Origin of the sequence: Streptomyces sp. NPDC097619 (assembly GCF_040302735.1) — a bacterium.
Lineage (GTDB): Bacteria > Actinomycetota > Actinomycetes > Streptomycetales > Streptomycetaceae > Streptomyces.
In genome coordinates, this window is sequence record NZ_JBEOSD010000158.1 from 1 (window position 1) to 19,436 (window position 19,436).

Annotated in this window: 15 protein-coding genes; 8 read left to right on the top strand and 7 right to left on the bottom strand. The window is 77.3% G+C overall.

Features of this window, described 5'->3' with window-relative positions; translation table 11 throughout:
• Positions 1 to 62: 62 nt before the first annotated feature.
• From ABTZ17_RS30445 to ABTZ17_RS30455, 3 genes are read right to left on the bottom strand one after another with little or no spacing between them, the layout of a single operon-like run.
• Positions 63 to 1,724 carry a hypothetical protein gene (locus ABTZ17_RS30445; protein ID WP_352198993.1) on the bottom strand — a complete coding sequence of 554 codons (1,662 nt, stop codon included), beginning with the start codon at positions 1,722 to 1,724 and terminating at the stop codon, positions 63 to 65.
• Positions 1,699 to 2,442 (bottom strand): hypothetical protein, encoded by a 744-nt coding sequence (locus ABTZ17_RS30450; protein ID WP_352198994.1) that lies wholly within the window; start codon positions 2,440 to 2,442, stop codon positions 1,699 to 1,701. The genes ABTZ17_RS30445 and ABTZ17_RS30450 overlap by 26 nt, the downstream gene beginning before the upstream one ends.
• Positions 2,439 to 3,356: a hypothetical protein gene (locus ABTZ17_RS30455; RefSeq protein WP_352198995.1), complete on the bottom strand. Its 918-nt coding sequence runs from the start codon at positions 3,354 to 3,356 to the stop codon at positions 2,439 to 2,441. Before ABTZ17_RS30455 ends, ABTZ17_RS30450 begins: the two co-directional genes overlap by 4 nt.
• Before the next feature lie 223 nt (positions 3,357 to 3,579).
• Here ABTZ17_RS30455 and ABTZ17_RS30460 point away from each other — a divergent pair, with 223 nt between their 5' ends.
• On the top strand, positions 3,580 to 4,338 hold the full coding sequence (locus ABTZ17_RS30460; RefSeq protein ID WP_352198996.1) for a 4Fe-4S single cluster domain-containing protein: 759 nt from the start codon (positions 3,580 to 3,582) through the stop codon (positions 4,336 to 4,338).
• Here the strand turns inward: ABTZ17_RS30460 and ABTZ17_RS30465 are convergent.
• Positions 4,313 to 5,488: a macro domain-containing protein gene (locus tag ABTZ17_RS30465; RefSeq protein ID WP_352198997.1), complete on the bottom strand. Its 1,176-nt coding sequence runs from the start codon at positions 5,486 to 5,488 to the stop codon at positions 4,313 to 4,315. The two genes, ABTZ17_RS30460 and ABTZ17_RS30465, sit on opposite strands and share 26 nt — an antisense overlap.
• 194 nt (positions 5,489 to 5,682) lie before the next feature.
• Here ABTZ17_RS30465 and ABTZ17_RS30470 point away from each other — a divergent pair, with 194 nt between their 5' ends.
• From ABTZ17_RS30470 to ABTZ17_RS30485, 4 genes are read left to right on the top strand one after another with little or no spacing between them, the layout of a single operon-like run.
• Complete coding sequence (locus tag ABTZ17_RS30470; protein ID WP_352198998.1) at positions 5,683 to 7,998, top strand: protein kinase domain-containing protein; 2,316 nt, start codon at positions 5,683 to 5,685, stop codon at positions 7,996 to 7,998.
• Positions 7,995 to 9,716 (top strand): hypothetical protein, encoded by a 1,722-nt coding sequence (locus tag ABTZ17_RS30475; protein ID WP_352198999.1) that lies wholly within the window; start codon positions 7,995 to 7,997, stop codon positions 9,714 to 9,716. The genes ABTZ17_RS30470 and ABTZ17_RS30475 overlap by 4 nt, the downstream gene beginning before the upstream one ends.
• Positions 9,713 to 11,848: an AAA family ATPase gene (locus ABTZ17_RS30480; RefSeq protein ID WP_352199000.1), complete on the top strand. Its 2,136-nt coding sequence runs from the start codon at positions 9,713 to 9,715 to the stop codon at positions 11,846 to 11,848. The genes ABTZ17_RS30475 and ABTZ17_RS30480 overlap by 4 nt, the downstream gene beginning before the upstream one ends.
• Positions 11,845 to 12,483 (top strand): FHA domain-containing protein, encoded by a 639-nt coding sequence (locus ABTZ17_RS30485; protein ID WP_352199001.1) that lies wholly within the window; start codon positions 11,845 to 11,847, stop codon positions 12,481 to 12,483. The genes ABTZ17_RS30480 and ABTZ17_RS30485 overlap by 4 nt, the downstream gene beginning before the upstream one ends.
• 115 nt (positions 12,484 to 12,598) lie before the next feature.
• Here ABTZ17_RS30485 and ABTZ17_RS30490 read toward each other — a convergent pair whose 3' ends face one another.
• The 3 genes from ABTZ17_RS30490 to ABTZ17_RS30500 are packed head-to-tail and all read right to left on the bottom strand — an operon-like array spanning position 12,599 to position 17,498.
• Positions 12,599 to 13,258, bottom strand: a complete 660-nt coding sequence (locus tag ABTZ17_RS30490; RefSeq protein ID WP_352199002.1) for an RES family NAD+ phosphorylase — start codon at positions 13,256 to 13,258, stop codon at positions 12,599 to 12,601.
• The gene (locus ABTZ17_RS30495) at positions 13,258 to 13,956 is read right to left on the bottom strand and encodes a hypothetical protein (protein WP_352199003.1); all 699 of its coding nucleotides are present in this window, start codon (positions 13,954 to 13,956) and stop codon (positions 13,258 to 13,260) included. The genes ABTZ17_RS30490 and ABTZ17_RS30495 overlap by 1 nt, the downstream gene beginning before the upstream one ends.
• Positions 13,953 to 17,498: a CHAT domain-containing protein gene (locus ABTZ17_RS30500; RefSeq protein ID WP_352199004.1), complete on the bottom strand. Its 3,546-nt coding sequence runs from the start codon at positions 17,496 to 17,498 to the stop codon at positions 13,953 to 13,955. The genes ABTZ17_RS30495 and ABTZ17_RS30500 overlap by 4 nt, the downstream gene beginning before the upstream one ends.
• A gap of 483 nt (positions 17,499 to 17,981) precedes the next feature.
• Between ABTZ17_RS30500 and ABTZ17_RS30505 the strand changes: the two genes are divergently transcribed.
• From ABTZ17_RS30505 to ABTZ17_RS30515, 3 genes are read left to right on the top strand one after another with little or no spacing between them, the layout of a single operon-like run.
• Positions 17,982 to 18,287, top strand: coding sequence for a hypothetical protein (locus tag ABTZ17_RS30505; protein WP_352199005.1), 306 nt, complete (start codon positions 17,982 to 17,984; stop codon positions 18,285 to 18,287).
• Complete coding sequence (locus ABTZ17_RS30510; protein WP_352199006.1) at positions 18,284 to 18,931, top strand: hypothetical protein; 648 nt, start codon at positions 18,284 to 18,286, stop codon at positions 18,929 to 18,931. The genes ABTZ17_RS30505 and ABTZ17_RS30510 overlap by 4 nt, the downstream gene beginning before the upstream one ends.
• Positions 18,932 to 18,976: 45 nt before the next feature.
• Positions 18,977 to 19,399: a very short patch repair endonuclease gene (locus ABTZ17_RS30515; protein ID WP_352199007.1), complete on the top strand. Its 423-nt coding sequence runs from the start codon at positions 18,977 to 18,979 to the stop codon at positions 19,397 to 19,399.
• Positions 19,400 to 19,436: the final 37 nt, after the last annotated feature.

Genomic DNA, 19,436 nt, shown 5'->3' on the forward strand with positions numbered 1-19,436 from the left:
TGGCCTCCTCTAACTCCCCCCCCCCCCCCGCCCCTCGGTCGTTCCCCGCCGGTCGGTGCCCGTCAGCGGGCCGCGGGCAGCCGCAGGAGCGGCCGCTGCTCGGCCAGCCGCATGGCGGCCTCCGTGACGGCGGGGTCACCGGCCTTCTCGATCAGGCCCTGGAGGTAGGCGCCCGCCGCCGACTCGTACAGGTCGGCGACCGCCTGCTGTCGGGCCCGCAGCACGGCGGCCCGCAGCTCCCGCTGGTCCGGGGCGGTGTCCTCCAGCGCGCGCAGCCGGCCGGCGACCTCCGCCGCCGTGTCCCGGGCCCGCGTCAGCTCGGCCTCCCGCTCCAGGGCGGACCGGTAGGCGTCCAGGTACGGGTGCTCCCGCAGCAGGCCCAGCAGCAGCCCGATCCCGCCGGACAGCAGCAGCAGGGACATGAACATCCAGGTCACTGTGGTCGGCTCCAGGTGCAGACTGTCCACCAGGGAGGGCGTCGACCCGCTCAGGCCGGGCACGTCGGCCAGGTCCGGGCCGGTGTCGGGCACGGAATCCTCCCGGAAGACCAGCTTCGAACGCAGGTCGCCCAGGGCCCAGGTCGCCCACGCCCACACCGCGATCAGAGCCAGCGCGGGCGCGCTCACGAGTCGGGCCGCCCCCGTGGCCGCCCGGCTCCGCAGTGCCCGCCCGGCCAGGTGCGGTACGACCACCATGACCAGCGCCGCCGAGACGGCGAGGGTGCCGGACAGCGAGTCGGCCTCCGCGCTGCCGGTGCCGTGGAAGGGCTGGAAGGCGATCCAGTAGATCGGCACCTCCACCGCCGCGACGACGAGCAGCAGCCCGTACACCATCCACGCGGGAAGGCCCGGCCGGGCCCGCAGCCCCTCCCACCGCGCCGCGTCCACCTGCATCCGGACCCCGGCGAAGGCGTCCGCGCCGTCGGCCGACCCGGGAGCCGTGCGCGTGGTCCGGTCCCCGGACCCGTCCCGGTCGGACGCCGGGGGGTGCCCCAGCTCCTGCCAGCCCTCGCCGAGGGGGACGCCGGAGACGGTCGGGTCCGTCGATCGCCCGCGGGCCCCCGAGCCGTCCTCGCCGTCCCCGCCCTCCTCGCCGTGCGCGGCGTCGTCCGCGACCGCGGGGCCCTCGGCCGGGCCGGTCGACGACCCGTCCCCGCCCGGGTCCCCGAAGCGGGTGCGCAGCCAGCGTTCCTCGATCCGGGCCCGGACGCCGTCGCGGAACTCCTCCCAGCGGACGGCGCGCGCCGCCAGCCGGTTCAGCTGCTCCTCGGTGGAGGCCCGCGAGCGTCGGACGGCCCGCAGTTCCCCGTCCAGGCGTCCCACCTCGGCCTCCGAGGTCGCCGCGCCGGAGACGGCGAGGCCCCGCCGGGACCGTTCCCGCTCCTCCTCCCGGGCGGCGTCCTCCACCAGGCGGGCGCTGAGGTGGTCGCGCACGGCGGCCAGTTCGGCGAAGTACGGCACGCGCTGCCCGCTCGCGAGGACCCAGGGGTCCAGGGCCCCGGACTTCGCGGCCCGGCGACCCAGCCGGGTGGAGGTGGTGCGGAGTCGGCGTTCCTGTCGGGCCGGGACGGCCACCGGGATCCTGCGGACCCCGGGTCCCCCCGCGGTGCCGGCCGCGCGGGCCGTGCCGCCCGCCGGTCCGCCGGGCCGGCGTCGGAAGGGGCGGGCGAGCCGTTCCCGCAGCGGCCGGCGCCCCGGGTCAGCGCTTGAAGTCGTCGTGGACACGGGCCTTGCTCCTCCTCTCCAGGATCTCCGTCCAGAAGGCGTCGAAGGGCTCGTACGCGCTGGGTTTCGCCCACCGGCTCATGCCGTACCCGACCGGGTACACGTCGGTCCCCTCCAGTGGCGGTGTGCCGCGGGAGCCGAGCAGCTTCTCGACGGCCCGCCCCCGCTCCGCCGGGTCGGCGATGGACTTCGGGGTCAGGGAGAACTCCGGGTCGGCCTGTTCGAAGTCGCTGACCACGAGCAGGGCCGGCCGGCCCGAGCCCGCGGGCAGGCCCTGCGCGGCGCGGGTGATCCCCCCGAGCACGTCCGAACCGGGCTGGGTCCGCTGGGCGCACTCCAGCAGGGAGCGCCCCGCCCGGACCGCCTTGCCGAGGGCCCGTTCCCGGATGGCCGGCACGTCGTCGGTGCTCCGGGTCGGCGGGTCCAGGTCCACGTCGTCCACCCGGCAGGGCGAGGCCAGCGAGGAACGGGTGATCGGTGCGAAGGAGACCTTGCCGCAGTCGCGGTCCTTGAGGAACAGCACGATCGTGGCGTCCAACTTGGCCTTGGCGTCGAAGCCCTTGTCCGGGGATCCGGAGCCCGAGCCGTCCACGACCACGGAGCAGGGCGTCTCCAGTGCCTCCGGCGGTTCCGAGCAGCCGGTGGTGAGGAGCGGCAGCAACAGGGCCGCGGGCAGCAGCGTCAGGGGGCGGAACCGTCGGGCCGCGCGGGCGCTCATCGGACCGGCCCTCCGGTGCCGGGGGAGCGGTGTGCCCCGGTGCCCGGACCGCCCGGCGGGGCGTGCCCGTTCTGCGTGTCCAGGATCTCCAGGGCCCGTACCAGGGCGGGCTGTCGCAGCGGGGCGCTCGGGGCCCGGCCGGGGGTGGGGCCCCGCAGCAGCCAGGCGTCCACGTCGTCCCAGTCGGTGCCGAGCACGACCCGACCGGGCAGCCAGTGCGCGGGCCGGGGGGCGGGCCCCGGGTCCCCACCCGGGTGCGCCCCGACACCGGGGGGCGCCGTGGGGCCGGTCGGACCCGCCGGACCCGGGTACCCCGGGTGACCCGCCCGACCCGCCGTGCCTGCGGCGGCCGGTCCGGGGGGTGCCGGGGCCGGCGCGGGTCCGGCGGCGTGCCGGCCGGTCCGGGCGCGGCGGGCGGCCTCCCGGAGCTCCCGCGCCCGGTCCTCCTGCACGGTGCGCCAGACCGCGTCCCAGTAGCAGGCCAGCCGCTGGTTGGCCTCCTGGGTCAGGGCCCAGGCGTGCGCCCGGCACACCTCCGCCCGGGTCCGCCAGGCCCCGACCATCCGCCCGTAGCGGGCCAGCGCGGCCGGCAGCGGATCGCCGCGCAGGTCGTACTGGGTGACCACGCGCACCGATTCGGCGTGCAGGGCGGTGATGGCCCGGCGCTCCTCGCGGAGCATGCGGGCGCGCAGTTGACCGGCGGCCCGCAGGGCGTCCGTGCGGGTCTCCATCACGAACGGGGTGACGATCTCGGGGAACGGCGGAGCGCCCTCCCGCCGGCCGCCCGGCCCCTCCGGGAGCAGTGGGCGCAGGGCGGCGGCGTCCCGACGGCCGCGGCGGCGGGCGCGGAGGGCGGTGAGCCGCCCCAGCCGGGCCCTGCGGGCAGGTCCTCTGACCTGGTCGGTGGCGATCACGGTGACGGATTCCCCCTTCTCCGCGGTCCGCTCCGAACGGAGCGGGCCACCGGAAGGAAAGCAGAAAAGGGCCGGCCATTCCATGGATTTCCCGATCCCGTGGGGCGCTCCCCGAACTCGCCCGGGGGGCGACCGGAAAACAACCGGAACAATCCGCCGAACTGTTTGCGGAGAGCCGCCGATTACGTTGATACTCGATTCCCGTCCGAGGGGGGAGGATGGTGTGCGCATCGAAATCAGCGGGACGCATTTCCCGTTGCGGACGCTGGGTCCGGGCCGCCGTCTGGGGGTCTGGTTCCAGGGCTGTCCGCTGGCCTGCGCGGGATGCATGTCCCGGCACACCTGGGAGGCCGGCGCCGGTCGGAGCACCACCGTCGTCGAGCTGCTCGACCTGTGGCGGGAGGCCCTGTCGGCGGGGGCCGAGGGGCTCACCGTCAGCGGCGGGGAGCCCCTGGAACAGGCCGACGGGCTCGCCGAGTTCCTCGCCGGGGCCGACCGGTTGCGCCGGGAGGCCGCGGGGGATCCGACGGGGTCTCCGGCCGGGGGCCCCGCGGCGGGGGCGGGGGAGGGGTACGGGCCCGGTCGGCCCGGGGGGACCCGGCCGGGCCCGTACCCCGACCTCCTCGTCTACACCGGATACGAGGAGGAGGAGTGGGGTCCGGAGCGGCTGCGCGCCCTGCGGCACGCGGACGCCGTGGTGGCCGGGCGGTTCCGGATCGCCGAGCCGACCGCGCTGGTGTGGCGGGGCTCGGAGAACCAACGCCTGTTGCCCCGGACCCTGTTGGGACTGGCCCGGTACGCGCCGTACCTGCGGGAGCGGGCCACTGGCCCCGCGGTGCAGGTCGTGGTGGAGCCCGGGGCGCCCGGGCGGGGGCCGTCGGCCCATCTGCTGGGCGTGCCGTCCCGGGGAGAACTCGCTTTCTACGAGAGGTGGTCGGGGGAACGTGGGCTGCGGCTCAGGGAGCGGAGCTGGCGTCCGTGAGGAGACGGGCCAGGTCGGGCCGTCGGGTGGCGAAGTGCACCGTCCAGGCGGGGCGCCGGGCCAGTTCCTCCCGGACGGCCCAGAGCAGCCAGCGGGCGGCCTTCGCGGGGGGAAGGCCGCCCTGCCCGGCTCCGAGCAGGGGGAAGCAGATCGAGGACAACGGCGGTTCGTAGGAGTCCCGTTCGGCCTCCGCCAGGGCGAAGACGGCCGCCACCGCCTCGGCCAGGTCCTGGGGCTCCACGTGGTAGCGGACCCCGTCCGCGAGGGGGCGGACCACGGCGGCGTGGTAGACCCGCCGGACGCCCCGCGCGGCCAGGGCCCCGGCGGGGGTCGGTACCACCGTGCCGGGCCGCACCGGCAGGCCGGTGCGGCCGTGCGCGGCCGACCAGGCGGCCAGCTCCCGGGCCAGGACGTCGTCCTCGATGCCGCCGCCCGGGCCGCGGACGGCCGCGGCCCGGCGCAGCGCGCCGGAGACCGTCGGGCGGAAGGTCTTCGACATCTCCAGGTGGGTGTTCTCCGAGGAGACGAACACGTCGATGTCCCGGAGGAGTTCCATGGCGGAGAGGTGGACGAACACCCGGCCCGTCGCCGCCGTTCCGCGGCCCGGTCCGGCCGTCGGCGCGGGCGGGTCGGGCCATGCGTCCACCGGACCGGACGCCGCCGGCCGGGGCGCCGGTTCGCGGGTCAACGACAGTACGGCGCCCGCCAGTTCGGATATGACCTCCTGTTCCTGGCCGCGCCGGAACCGCTCGGGGGTCACCCCGTACACCGCGGCCGCCGCCTTCCGGCGGTCCTGGGCGGAGGCGCCGCGCCGACCCGGCAGGAGTCCGAAGGTGTGGGCGGCGGCCCGACCCAGGGGATCCGCCCGTCCCTGGGCCCCTTCCCCGGGCCCGGGGGCGGCGGCCAGGCGCCGGACGGCGGCGTGCAGCAGGGCCTCCACGGCCGCCGCCCCGTCGGCGGGATCGTCGAGGTGCCCGGCGGCGGAGGCGGCCCGCAGCAGTGCCCCCTCGGGCAGCCGCCGGAGCGCGGCCAGTCCGGGCCGGCGCAGGGCGCGCAGCTCCTCGGCGAGCAGGGCGTGACTGAGCGGGCCGGGTTCCGGCGCGGCGGGGGAGCGCCCGGCCGCGGGACCCGCGGGGATCTGCTGGCTCATGCCCGACACGATAATCCCGGCGGGCCGTCACGGGGGCCCGGCCGGGAACCGGAAGTTCGGAACGATCTCTTCCCGGACGCGACCGGATCGGCGGAATGCTCCGCTGTTCCGGCACCTTTCGGAAGGGTTGTCGTACATGCTCCGGGAAATTCCGTGCATTTATGCATCGGGATTCCCGTGGGAAGGGGGAACTCATGACGACCGTGCCCCGCACGGAATGGGATCCGGAGGGATTCGGCACGGATTCCGGCGGTACCGTCGAGACCCGGCGCCACCTCGACCGGGTGCCGGACTCGCTCGCGGACCGCCTCGACCTCACCGAGGTGGTCGGCGAGGCCACGGGTCCCGCCCGGGCCGTGGTCCTGCGGGTCAAGGACCGCGAGGCCCGCCACCTCGCCCCCGACGTGCCCCTGGTGCTGAAGCTGTACCACCGTTCGCACGCCCCCGACCCGCAGGTCCGCCGAGCCCTCACGGGCGACCTCGGCGGACACGTCCCGCGCGTCCTCGAACACGGCACCGCCGACGGCCACCCGTACGAACTGCTGCCCTCCTACGGCGAGACCACGCTGGCCCAGTACCACGCCCGGCGGCCCGGACCGCTGCCGCCCGGGCTGGTGCGCGCCGCCGTGACCCAGCTGCACGCCGCCCTGACCGCCGTCCACGACCGGCAGATCGCGCACCGCGACCTCACCCCCGACAACATCGTCGTCCGCGTCCAGAACGACGACCGACTCGACCTGGTCCTCGTCGACTTCGGGGCCGCCGTGCACACCGGCGACGAGGACTCCGCACCCCGCCGCCCCTGGCAGGGCAAGGCCCTCTACGTGGCCCCCGAGGCCGCCGTCCTCCAGCAGACCATCACCGCCGCCGCCGACTGGTGGTCCCTCGGCATGATCACGGCCGAGCTCGCGGGCGGCCGGCACCCCATCGACTTCCGCGGCGAACGGGAGGTCCTCGCCGAGATCGCCACCCACGACCCCGAACTGCCCCTGGTCACCGACCCCCGGCTGCTGATGCTCTGCCAGGGCCTCCTCACCCGCGCCCCCGCCCACCGCTGGGGCGCCGGGGAAGTCGCCGAGTGGCTGGCCGGCGGCTCGCCCACCGTGGTGCCCAGGACCTCCGGCGCCGCACCCGGCACCCTGCCCCCACCGCCGCCCGTCGAGCCCTTCGCCTTCCTCGGCCGCGAGTTCACCGGCACCGAGGAGCTGGCCCGCGCCCTCGACGTGCAGTGGCGCGCCGCGGAGGACCTGCTGCGCGGCTCCCGCGGCCGCACCCGACTGACCACCTGGCTGGCCCCGTTCGCGGACGCCCCCGGCCGGTCCCCCGAGGACGCCGCCGAACTCCGCTCCCTCACCGCGGAACTGGCCCGCCCACCGGCCCCGGCCACCCTGCTGCGCCTGCTCAACTGGATGGGCCCGGCCCTCCCCGCCTCCTGGCGGGGGACCCACCTCGACGGCCCCGGCATCGCCGACCTGACCCGCGCCGTCGTCGAGGGCGACGACCACGCCCACGCGCTCGTCGCCTCCCTCGCCCGCCACGAACTCCTGCCCCTGCTCGCCGCCCGCCCCGGCGGCGAGGGACTGGACGAGGTCGAACGCCGCTGGCGCGGGCACCGCGACCACTGGCGGCAGGCCACCGCGGACCTCGACGCCCGCGGCGGCCCCGAGGACCGGCGCACCGCCCAACGCCTCCTGCACCGGGCCCCCGACCTCGACGCCCGGCTCCTCGCCCTGGCCCGCGAACCCCTCCGCACCACCCGCGAACTCACCGCCCGCACCACCTGGAACCGCAACGACGGCCCCTGCCCCACCTGGTACCGGTCCCTGCGCGCCGACCCCGACCACCCCCTCCGCCTCCTGGCCGCCCTGCTCCTCCACGGCCAGGCCCGCCGAGAGGCCGAACAGCGCCTGACGGAAATCGCCGTGGAAGAGGCCGAACTCCTCCTCGCGCGGGAGACCGACGCCCGGTACGCCTGGCTCCGCCGGCAGGACCGCGAACCCGTCCTCGGCTGGGCCCTGCTGGGCGCCACCCTCCTCACCGCGCCGTGGACCTTCCTCATCGGGCTCGCCGACCTCCACGACGGGACCGCCCAAGTGGAGGTGGTCCGTGCCTGGCTGCTGGCGCTGCCCGCCGCCGCGGTCGTGTTCGCCCTGGAACTGTGGATCGCCCTCTACATCGGCCCGCAGGGCTACCACCCGCGACGCTCCCTCGCCGGATTCCTGATCCGCACCGGAGGCCGGCCCTCCCGGGCCGCCCGCGCCCGCGGCCGCCTCGGCCAGGCCCTCGTGGCCCTGGCCCTGATCGCCGTGGTGGTCACGGGAACCCTCGCCGTGACCACGGTGCCCTGGCTGTGGCCCCTGGCCACCGTCACCGCCCTCGCCGCCTGGACCGTACACAGGGCACTGCGCCGGCGGAACCGGGTCCGGTCGGCCCGAGGCGGCCCGACCGCCCCCCACCGTCCCCGCCCCGCCCCGCCGACCGCCGTCCCGCCCACCCGGAGGAACCGATGAGCTACGGCCAGGCCTACCCGTCGATCGCCGAGATCCTGCCGGGCATCGGCTACGCCGACCCCGTCGGGGCGAGTGGAGCGGCCGACGCCGCCGGGACCCTCGGCTCCTTCGGCTCCCTCGGCGACACCGCCCACCAGGCCCTCGCCGGCCTGCCCACCGCCGACTCCCTCACCGAAGGCGTCCGGGCCGCGGGCGGCCACGCCCTGGACTCCGCCGGACACCTGCTCGGGGAACTCCTCGAACCGGCCGCCGTGGCCCTCGGCGCGCTCAGCGGAGCCCTGCTCGTCGGCCGCGCCGCCATGGTCGGCGCCCACGTCCTCACCAGCGCGGCGGTACGGGCCGCGGCGGAACAGGAATGCCTGGAACGCGCACAGGCCGAGGCGGCGGCGGCCGCCGCCCAGTGGGAGGCCGCCGCCTTCGCCGCCGTCCGCGCCAACGCCCGCCGCCTCGCCCTGCTGGCCCGGATCCGCCGCACCGCCTACCGCACCCTGCCGGACACGCCCCCACCACCCCTGCCGGACCTCCCGCCCGCGCTCGTCTGCGTCGGCACCCGCCTGGACGTGCTCCGCCGGGACCTGGCCGTCCTGGAGAAGGCCCTCCACGAAGCCGAGACCGCCCACGCGCTCTGGACCACCGAACAGGTCGTGCGCGTCGACGCGGACCCGGCGGCCGAGGAGTCCTGGCGCCGGCGCGCCCGGGCCCGCCGGGAGGCCGCCCTGCGCGCCCTGCCCGCCGAGCCCGCGGCCGCCCCCGCCCCGCTGCCGCAGCCCCCCGGCCGAGAGGCCCTGGACCCCGGCACCGCCGTGGAGACCGGCACCGCCCTGCTCGCCCTCCTCGACCCGGCGGCCGACCGGACCGACGCCGAACTGGCCGTCACCGCCGTCCGGCACGCCGTGGCCTGCGCCGCGGAGCGCCCCGACAAGGCCCGCACCCACCTGCGCGAGGCCCGCCGCTTCGTCGCCGACGCCAACCGCACGGCCCGGGCCCGCGCGGCCGCCCTGGAGAAGGCCGCCGTCCGCCTCGACTTCCTCGTCACCGCCGCACCCCCCGGACAGCCGCCCCTCCCCCCGGCCCCCGAGGAGACCGCCCTGCTGCGCAAGGCCCTGGAGGAGGGCAGACCCCTCACCACCGAGGAGGAACGGGCCGTGGACCGCAAGGTCGAGGAACGCCTCGCCGACCTGGAGTGCCGCTACACCCGCGAACTCCTGGAGCGGGCCGTCCGCCGGCTCGCCGAACGGGGCGGCCCGCCCGACGGGGCCCGGACCGCCGCCCCGGGCACCCCGGAGGCCCCGCTCCGCTTCGACCTCACCCCCGGCGGCTGGTGGCCCGGCCACTGGCTGCGCATCACCGTCCGCGACGGCGTCACCGAACTCGTCACCATGTACCGGGAGGGCCCCGGACCGCGGACCACCGCCGACCTGGCCCTCGACGCGCAACGCTGCCGCGAGGCCCGCGGCCACCTGGAGGAACTGCGCACCGCCGCGGCCCGACTCGGACTGGAACTGCCCCTGGACTTCACCGAGTCCGGGCGCGCCGTCGCCGGGGTGCGCGGCGAGGACGGCGCCCTCGTCCTGGACGGCGGCGCGGACCCCGGCGAGGACACCGGAGCGGACCCCGGCGAGGACACCGCGGCCGGGGCCGCGCCCGCCGGCCGCCGACCCGAGGAAGCCCGCCGCGCGCGCCGGGTGGGCGAGGAACGAAGGAGCAGCGGACGATGACCACCACCGACCCGACCGAACGACGCACCCCGCGCCAGGGGCCGGACACCCCCACCGGCGGCCCGGACACCGGCCGCCACGACCGCCTGACCAAACGGCCCGAGCCGCCCCGGGAGGCCGCCCCCGGCGCCACCGGCCCCCGCATCCCCCTGTTCGTCGAAGAACTCGTCGGCACCCTCGCCGTCCACTCCCAGTACGTCCTCTACGGCAACATCCGCGACCTCCACCTCGTCGCCCACCCGCGCGGGGACCGCCACCACGAACTGGCCGAGGTGCTGTGGAACTCGCTCCGCCCGCACGGGTACCAGGCCCTCGTCCGCTACGACCAGATCGCCGGGTTCAGCGTCCTCACCGGCCCCGAACGGGAGACCGTCGAGTACCTCCTCGCGAGCGGCCCCTCCGCCCTGACCCGGGCCGGCCGCTCCGCACGACCGCCCCAACTCATGGAAGCCTTCCCGCAGCTCGCGGAACTCGCCACCGGCTGGGCCGACCGCCGCTCCACCGCCGGACCGGACGGCCGCCCCCTGCCCCCGCTGCGGGTGGCCCTGATCATCGACCACGCCGGACGACTCGCCACCGACCCCGCCCGACCGGGCGAGGCCGAACGGGACTTCTTCCTCGCCTGCCTCCGGCTCGCCGACTCCGCACCCCCGATCCCCCCGCACCCGGCCGCCCTCACCCCCACCGCCCTGCGCACCGCGCCCCGGCTGTACAACCCCCTGGTGTGGCTCACCGACGGGGAACGGGACCTGCCCGGCTGGCTGGTGTCCGGCAGCGCCCGGATCCGCACCATCGCCGTCCCCGAGCCCGACGCGGACGAGCGCCGCCGGATGGCCGACGTCCTGGCCCGGGAGCACGCGGAGGCCGACCGCCTGCGGCCCGACCCCGGTACGGCCGTCCCCGGGGCACGAGCGGGGGAGCCCGGGACCGGCCCGGCGCCCGCCGGACCGGAAGAGGCCGCGGACTCCTTCGCCCGCGCCGCCGTCGGCCTCACCCTGCGCGACATGCGCGAGAGCACCACCCTGGCACTGGCCCGACGCATGCCCTTCACCGCGATGCCCGACGCCGTCCGCGTCTACCGGCTCGGCGTGGAGAAGAACCCCTGGCGCCGGGACGAGATCCGCCGCCGCATCCTCCAGGGGGAACGGACCATCCCCGAGCGGGTCCTCGGCCAGGAGGCCGCCGTCGCCATGACCCTCGCCATCCTCAAGCGCGCGGCCCTCGGCCTGTCCGGCGCGCAGGCGGGCGGCTCCGGCCACCGGCCCCGCGGCACGCTGTTCTTCGCCGGCCCCACCGGCACCGGCAAGACCGAACTCGCCAAGGCCGTGGCCTCCGTCCTCTTCGACAGCGACCAGGCGTACCTGCGCTTCGACATGAGCGAGTTCTCCGCGGAACACTCCGCGGACCGTCTCGTCGGCGCCCCGCCCGGCTACGTCGGCTTCGAAGCGGGCGGCGAACTCACCCGGGCCGTCCGCGCCGACCCCTTCCGCGTCATCCTCTTCGACGAGATCGACAAGGCCGCGCCGGGAGTCCTCGACAAGTTCCTCCAGCTCCTGGAGGACGGCCGCCTCACCGACGGCCAGGGCGTCACCACCCACTTCAGCGAATGCGTGCTGATCTTCACCTCCAACCTGGGCGTCCAGCGCACCGACCCCGACACGAAGGAACGCCACTGGATCGTCGAACCGGGCACCCCCTACCGGGAGCTGTCCCGTCGGGTGAAGAACAACGTCAAGCACCACTTCGAGTCGGTGGTCGGCCGCCCCGAACTGATGAACCGGATCGGCGGCAACGTGGTCGTCTTCGGATTCATCACCGAGGAAACCGCCGCCCGCATCCTCGACCTCCAGATCGGCAACGTGCGCCGCCGGCTCGCCGCCGAACACGGACTGCGCCTGGAGGTGTCCCCCGAGGCCCGCGCCCAGCTCGCCGCATACTGCACCCGGGACCTGTGGCACGGCGGACGGGGCATCGGCATGGTGCTGGAGACCCATCTGCTCAACCCGCTGGCCTGCGAGGTCTTCGACCGGCCCGGGGCCGGTCCCGGCACCACCCTGCTGCTCCGCTCGGTCCACGAGGACGCCGACGGCGGGATCACCATCGAGACCGAAGGGCTGCCGGCGGCACGATGACCACCCCCGGGATCCAGGACTGGGACGAGGAAGAAGGCGAAGGCGAAGACGAACACGCGGGCGCGGGCGAAGACGGAGGTGGGGGCGGGGCCGAGCCCGAGCCCCGGCCCGGGGACGGGGCCGGGGACGGGGCCGGGGACGGGGACGGCATCGGGGACGGCGCCGACGACGGTGACGGCATCGGGTCCGACGGGTCGGAGTGGGAGGAGGTGCCGGCGCGGCCCGCACCCGCCTTCCCGGGCGGCCCCCGCCCGGGGGCCGCCCCGCCCCCGGCCGAGGCCCCGCGGCCGTCGGCCCCGCCCGTCCTGCTCCGCTTCCAGGAGGTCCACCTCACCCTCACGGTGCCGCCCGGCAGCACGGTCGGGCTGGGCCGGGACCCGGAATGGGCCCCACGGACCGCCCGCGCCCTGGCCGCGCACCGCACCGTCTCCGGCCGGCACGCCTCCGTGGCGGTCGCGGCGGACGGCACCGCCACCGTCACCGAGGAACCGCCCGGCCCGCGCAACGGCACCCGCCTCGACGGCACCGACCTGGTCACCGGAGTCGCCCACCCGCTCCGGGACGGCGCCCTCATCCGGCTCGGCCCCCGGATCAGCTGCCGGGTCACCCTGGGCCGCCCCGCCGGCACGGACTGACCGGCCGGGGGAGGGACGGACCCTCCCCCTCGGCCCGAGCCCCCGCCGCGCCCGAGCCCCCGCCCGGCAGTCCCGGGGCCCCGGTCCTCGGCCCGGGCCCCCGGTCCCCGGGCCCTCAGTCCTCCGGCAGGGAGATCCGTGCCCGCAGCGGGGCCAGCAGGGCGTTCACCTCCCGGACGTCCGTCGGATCGTCCAGGCTCAGCGCCCCCTCGGTCTCGGCGGTGGGGGGCAGCGCCCCGCACCGGTCCCCGAACAGCTGGAGCGCCGTCCGCGGGCGGCACCGCTTCGACTGCCACAGCAGACCGGCGGCCCCCGCGCACTGTTGCCGGATCAGCCGCGCCCAGTACCGCGTCTTCGCGTAGTCCCCCTCCTCGCAGTCCACCAGCCAGCTGTCCTGCCAGACCGCCGCCAGCCCCTCGGCCGTGCTCAGGTCCACCAGGGTCAACGGCCCGGCGGTCCGCAGGGCCGTCAGCCGGTACCGGCGGGCCTGCGCCCAGGGCACCAGCCGGTGTCCGGTCGCGTCGTCGAACTCCATCGACCTCAGCAGCACTTCGGAGAGCGCGGTGAGCGGGTCCAGGGCCGCGTAGAGGGAGGAGTACGGATCCTTCTCGGTGGCGTCGAACCGGCTGCCGCGGAAGAACTCGTGGGCCAGTTTCGGATTGAAGGCGGCGGCACCGTAGTGCGCGAGGTGCAGGCGCCACAGTCGGGTCCCGGCGGGCAGTTCCACGGTGATCGGCTCCATCGGCACCCCGGTGGGCGGGACGTGGCGCGCCATCAGTCCCCCTCCACCAGTTCGCGGGCGGCCCGGTCGAGTTCCTCGTCCGGTACCGAGCCGAGGAGTTCGGCCGGGACCCCGTGGAGCCAGCGGTTGCCGCCCAACCACCAGTCGGCGGCGCCCCACGGGTCGCGGTCGGCGAGCAGCAGCCGGTTGATCCGGCTGACCACCGGCAGCGGCCGGACGGTGCCCGCCGCGAACTGGAACAGCGGGTAGCGGTATCCGCGTTCGGGATCCCGCAGCCGGATCAGCCCGTTGTCGGCCGGGGTGCCGGGCACCCGGTCGGCGGCCAGGGAGGGCGCGGTCAGCAGCCGGGCCCGGGCCGGATCGGGGTCCGCCGGGGACCCGGCTCCGGCGGCTTCCAGGTCGGGGCCCCCGTGCAGGGCCGCGAGCAGGGACCGCACGGCGGCCGGGTCGGGAGCCGTCACCGAGGTGCCGCCGGCCAGGCGGACGGTGCCGCGCAGGGCGAGCGCCACGGGGTGCTCCTCCGGGAGCACCCGCAGCAGCCTGACGAGGCGGCGCACGGCGGACCAGGCGGCGGCCGGATCGGAGGCGGACGCCCCTTCGGGGGCCGGTTCCGCGGCCGCGACCAGCTCCCGCAACAGACCGGCCAGCTCCTCCCGCTCCGCCGGGCCGAGGCTCTCGCGCAGCAGGGGGCCGTGTGCGGCGAGCAGGGCGATCAGTCGGTCGGGTGTCATCGGGTGCTCTCCTTCCCGAGGGGACGGTCCGGGGCCGGGGCCTCGGGTCGCGGCCGGGGCGCGGGGCTGCCCTGGTGGATGAAGGCCCCCCAGGCGGCGGTCCCGGTGAGCTCCGGACGCCCGGCGATCCGCCGCAGGTGCGGGGTCAGGGCGGGGATCCCGGGCCGCCCGGCCGCGGGGGCCAGCATCCAGCGCTGGGCGGCCCGCAGGGCGTCCGCCGGTGCCGCGCCCGCCGCGAGGTGGTGGTGGAACACGGTCATCAGGACCGCCGAGGCCGCGTCGTCCACCAGCCACCGCGAACCCACCGCGTCCGCGGCGGCCCCGTGCGCGAAGGCCGTGGTGAGGGTCAGGGCCTCGTCGTGGTCCCGGGTGCTCAGGTCCGTCTCGCAGGCGCTGAGCACCACCAGGGGCCGGCCCTCCGCCTCCGGGGCCGGCGCGATGTCGAGGAGCTCCGTCACCGACAGCCGTCCCGAACCGGCCCCGTCCGGCGCGGCCAACTCCAGGACGGAGGCGGCCGGGTCGGGGCCCGCCGTGCCGTGGCACACCAGGTGTACGACGGCCGGCCGAGCCGGGCCGTCCCCCCGGGCCCCGAACAGCCCCAGCACCTCGGCCGGGGTCCCCTCGGGCACCACCTCGTGGAGGGTGTCGTACTGCCCGAAGAGCACGGCCCGCGGGTAGAAGGCGTCCCGCAGCGCCAGGACCTCGTCCTCGGCGGTGTCCAGACCGTCCGGCACGCACACCAGGGCCTGGCCGCGCCCCGGCTCGGCCCGCCGGGCCCGCACCACCCGCCGGAACTCGCTCCCGGAGGCGGCGTACGTCAGCACCGCCACCTCACAGACCCGCACCGTGTCCGGGGCGCCCGCCGCCCGCGACTCCCGGGGCACCGGCACGCGGCCCGCCTGCCAGGGCACCGCGCCCAGGTTCCCGCAGGCCACCAGCACCAGCCGGACCGGCGCCGCCGGTCCGGGGTCGGCCAGGAGGCCCGCCTCCCGCAACCCCCGCTCCCACAGGCCGAGTTCCGTCAGCAGCGGACCCATGACGCCGGCACCCGCCCAGTCGCACAGCTCCTCCAGGGCCGTTTCCCAGCGCTCCGCGCCCCGCCGCGCCGTGTGCCGCACCGAGGCCGCCGCCAGGTACCCGGCCACGGGCCCGCGCCCCTCCTCCGACAGGGCGGGCAGCGTCAGCGCCCACGGCGCCCGGTCCGGCACCAGGAACACCGCCCGGCCCTCCTCGCCCGCCGTACCGGGCACCAGGTACACCAGGGCGTCCGCCCCGGACCGGGACACGGCGAGCCGCAAGCGGGCCGCGGTCCGCTCCGGCTCCTCGTCCACCGGCCCGTCCCCGGCGCCCCGCAGCCGGTCCAGCACCCGCCGGCGCAGGCCACTGGGCAGCTCCGGCTCGCCCGTCGGGCCGCCGAGCAGCCCGCCGACCACCCCCGGTTCCGGCTCCTCCGCCGCGCCCGGTCGGGAGGCCCGCCACCGTGCGGCGAGATCGTCCTCCCCGAGGGCCGTCAGCCGCTCGGGCACCGTGGCCGTGACCGCCGCCGCGCCCAACACCAGGGCCCGTCCCGCCTCCAGGCAGGCCACCGCCCCTTCGGGGTGTCCCGTGCGCACCGCCCACGCGGCGGCCACCAGCGCGCGCTCCGCTCCGCCCCGGGCCGTCTCCAGCCCGTGCCGGACGCCCTCCTGGAGCAGGACCTGCGCCGCGACGGCCCGCAGGGAGGCGCGGGCGTCCGCCACCGCACCCGCCGTCTCGGCGGCGTCCCCGTTCCGGGCCGCCCGGGCCGCCCTGGCCCGGGCGAGTTCCCAGTACAGGACCCCGGCCGCCTCGGTGGTCTCCGAGGTGAGCTCCCCCCGGGCCGCTTCGAGCTCTCCGAGCGCCTCGTCGAGCAGCGCCGGATCCCCGGTGGCCCGGTGCTGGAGGGTCAGCGCCATCGCGATCCCGGTCCTGGTGCGGACCCGCTGGTCGGTGACGACCGGATGGCCGAGGAGGGAGGCCCGCGCCCGCTCCACGGCCGTCCGCACCCGCGCCGGGTCCGGGTCGAGGACCGTGGTGAGGGCCAGTACCGGCGCCCACAGGGCATCCATCATCGACCGCAGGAACGGCACGGCCTCGGCGCTCTCGTACGCCTGCTCCAGGTAGTGGCCGGCGCTGCGCAGGGCCTCCGTCTCCGAGGTGGCCGAGGCCCGCGCGAGGTGCGCGTACCCCAGCAGGAAGAGCGGCATGAAGGTCCGCCAGGCACGGCTCGACGCGTCCCGGGCCGAGCCGTGCCCCGGCGACCCGGTGGGGTGCGCCGGATCCGCCGGTTCCCCCGGGGGCGTCGGGTCGCGGTCCTCGTCCTCCTGTTCGTCGAGCAGGTCCAGGGCCTCCCCGATCAGGGTCTCCAGCGCGGGCACGTCCCCGATCCCGGAGGCCGCGGTGATCCGGGACATCAGCAGCATGTGACGGTTGGCCAGCAGCAGGTCCCGGGCTCCGGGCCGGTCCGGCGGGCGCCCGGTCACCAACGGGCCGGAACCGGGCTCCAGGGAGCCGGCCAGCAGCCGTTCCGCCGCCTCCTGGTCCTGCCGGCTGCCCCCGGTCAGCCCGGAGGCGCCCAACACCCCCGGCAGTACGCCGCGCACGAACCAGGGCAGGTCCGGATCCTCCCGCCCCTCGCCCTCCGCGACCCCGAGCAGCCGCAGCGCCTCCTCGTACTGCGCGGGGTCACCGGTACGGCCGCCGAGCAGGGTCCGGGCCATGGCCACCAGGGCGTCGTTGATCTCCAGCCCGGTCTCCGCCCCGGGCCGCCCGGCCGACCGGACCACCTCGGCGAGCTGCTCGGCCGACAGGGTCCCCGGGAGCGAGGACTCCGTCATCATCGCGATGAGCGGCAGCAGTTCCCGCTGCTGGGCGGCGGTGGTCGGCTCGAGGTCCGCTTCGGTCAACCCCTCCGTGCTCGTGGGCAGCATCCGCCGCAGCATGGGGATGAGCGGGGCCAAGGGGCCGACCACGGCCGCCTCCGACTCCTCCAGCTCCTTGAACAGCCCCAGCAGGGTGGACACGTCCCCGGCGGCGAGGGCCCGTTGCATGCGGGTCTGCAGGGCCAGGAACCGTCCCAGTTCCGGAGGCATCCCGCCCCGCCGGGTCGCGGCCAGTTCGTGGGTCAGCGCCTCCACCTCGCCCACCGACTCGATCAGGCCGGGGCCGCCGTTCTCCACCGGCACCGAGGCGTCCAGGACGTCGCGCAGCAGGTCCAGCCCGACCGGCGCGGCCACCCCGTACGGCCCGAGCAGCAGCACCAGGAGGTCGCGGGCGGCCGCCGTCCGCAGGGAGGGCTCCAGCGCCTCGCCCTCCCGGGCCCCGCGCAGCAGACCGACCGCCTCCCACCGGTCCCGCTCCTCCCGGCCCTCGGCCCAGCGGGCGCCCAACAGGGCCCCGAGCCGGGCCCGCGCGGCCGCGAGGAGTTCGGGCCCCGGGGCCGGCCCGTCCGTCGGCCCGTCCGCCGAGCCGTGCGCCGGTCCCGACCCGGAGTCGGCGAGCAGCGCGCGCAACTCGACGATCATCGCCTCCCGTTCGGGGGCTCCCGGTCCCGGATCCGCCCCCGGTACCGGTTCCGCACCCGCCGCATGCCCCGGCGTCGGGGCGGCGTCCGGCGGGGCCGACAGCGCACGCGCCCCCTCCGACCGGCGTACGAGCTCCCGGAGCCGGTCGGCCACCGCCGAGCCGCCCTGACCACCACCGCCACCGCCACCGCCCGCGCCCCCGGGCTCCCCCTCGTCCCCCGGTCCGCACCGTTCCCGTTCCGCCCGCGGTTCTTCCGGCATTCCCGCCAACACCCCTCCCCAGCAAGCCGATCCGGACCATCATGGCCCGGTCGGCCGCCGCCCGGGGAGCGCTTCGACCGCCCCGCGGGATCCGCCCGGGAATCGACCGGACCACGCCCGGGAACGGCCCCTCACCCGGCCCCGTCCCGTGCCAGCATCGGAGCCCGGGGCGGGCGTGCCGCCCGTCCCGCCCGGTTCCCGCGCCCCGGAAGGCGGCCGCCCTTGACCGCGCTCCCGTACCTCGAAGTCACCGACGCCGCCTACGCCCCCGCCTACGTCACCGGGCTGCGGCGGGACGACACCGCGGACGGGGCGGTGCTCACGGGCACCTGTCCGCGCTGCGGCTGCGCCTTCGCCTTCACGTACACCCGGCGGGTGTTCCGGCACCCGCGGCCGCGGAGCGGGCGCGTGGACGGGGCCACCGTGCCCGTGCTGTGCGTGTGCGGTTCCCCGCACGAGGGCCGGCCCGAGGGCGAGGAGGGCTGCGGCGCGTACTGGAACGTCGTGCTGGAGAGGGCCCGCCGGTGAGCGGCCCGGTCCGCCCCGGCCCCGCCGCCACCCCCGCGGACCGGGCCGCCGCCCGGCACGGCCGGCTGCTGCTCCACGGGGAGTCCGAGCGGGTCCGGGAAGCGGCCCTGGCCTGGCGCAACGGGCTGGGCGCCCTGCTGGCCGGGCTGGTGGGCTTCGGGCTGCTCAAGGGCCGTACCGACGTGGCCGCGCTCGCCGCCCCGTACGCGGCGCTGGTCGGCGGGCTGCTCCTGGGGGCCCTGGGCTGCGGGACGGTGAGCGCGGTGCTGCTGTTGCGGGCCGCGCACGGCCGCCCGGCGGTTTCCGCCCTGCCGGTCCGGGAGCCCGGCCGGCCGGACCCGGGTCCGGTGGCGGCCGGCCACGTGGAGGCCCTGCGGGCGGCCCGCTCCCTGACCTGGGGGGTGGTCGCCACCCTGGCCTGCACGGCGCTGCTCACCGCCGCGGTGGCGCTGACCTGGTACGGGCCCTCGAGGGAGGGCCCGCGCCTGACGGTGACCACGCCCGCGGGCACCTACTGCGGTGAGCCCCTGGGCGCCGGGGCCGGCCGGCTCCGGCTGCGGACCGCCGGGGGCGAACTCTCCCTGGACCTCGCCACGGCCGTCGCCCTCCACCCGGTCCCGGCCTGCCCGGCGCCGTCCCCGTGACCACCCCGGGCCGCCGGTGCTCTCCGGCGAGGGGACAATGGCGGCATGCCCAGGGACGCCCTCTCGACCACCTCGCAGGTCCGTGCTCGGATGAGCAGACAGCGCAGTCGTGACACGGACATCGAGCTGAACCTGCGCCGGAGCCTGCACGCGGCCGGGTTCCGCTACCGGGTGCACCGGCGGCCCCTGAAGGGCGTGCGTCGGGAGGCCGACATCCTCTTCGGGCCCGCCCGGGTCGCGGTGTTCGTCGACGGCTGCTTCTGGCACGGCTGCCCCGAGCACGCCACGTGGCCGAAGAACAACGCCGCGTTCTGGCGCGAGAAGATCGAGAAGAACCGGGCCCGGGACGAGGACACCGACGCCCGACTGGCCGCCGCGGGCTGGCTGGCCGTGCGGATCTGGGAACACGAGAGCGCGGAGCCCGCCGCCGCCCGCATCGCGGAACTGGTCCGCGCCCGCCGCCCCTGACGGCCCCGCCCACCCGGGCCCGGGACGCGGCCCGGCC

Coding starts and splice junctions, on each gene's coding strand:
- ABTZ17_RS30475 (WP_352198999.1), top strand. CDS start 7,995: ATGAGCTACGGCCAGGCCTACCCGTCGATCGCCGAGATCCTGCCGGGC.
- ABTZ17_RS30515 (WP_352199007.1), top strand. CDS start 18,977: ATGCCCAGGGACGCCCTCTCGACCACCTCGCAGGTCCGTGCTCGGATG.
- ABTZ17_RS30495 (WP_352199003.1), bottom strand. CDS start 13,956: ATGACACCCGACCGACTGATCGCCCTGCTCGCCGCACACGGCCCCCTG.
- ABTZ17_RS30480 (WP_352199000.1), top strand. CDS start 9,713: ATGACCACCACCGACCCGACCGAACGACGCACCCCGCGCCAGGGGCCG.
- ABTZ17_RS30450 (WP_352198994.1), bottom strand. CDS start 2,442: ATGAGCGCCCGCGCGGCCCGACGGTTCCGCCCCCTGACGCTGCTGCCC.
- ABTZ17_RS30500 (WP_352199004.1), bottom strand. CDS start 17,498: ATGATCGTCGAGTTGCGCGCGCTGCTCGCCGACTCCGGGTCGGGACCG.
- ABTZ17_RS30485 (WP_352199001.1), top strand. CDS start 11,845: ATGACCACCCCCGGGATCCAGGACTGGGACGAGGAAGAAGGCGAAGGC.
- ABTZ17_RS30470 (WP_352198998.1), top strand. CDS start 5,683: ATGACGACCGTGCCCCGCACGGAATGGGATCCGGAGGGATTCGGCACG.
- ABTZ17_RS30490 (WP_352199002.1), bottom strand. CDS start 13,258: ATGGCGCGCCACGTCCCGCCCACCGGGGTGCCGATGGAGCCGATCACC.
- ABTZ17_RS30465 (WP_352198997.1), bottom strand. CDS start 5,488: ATGAGCCAGCAGATCCCCGCGGGTCCCGCGGCCGGGCGCTCCCCCGCC.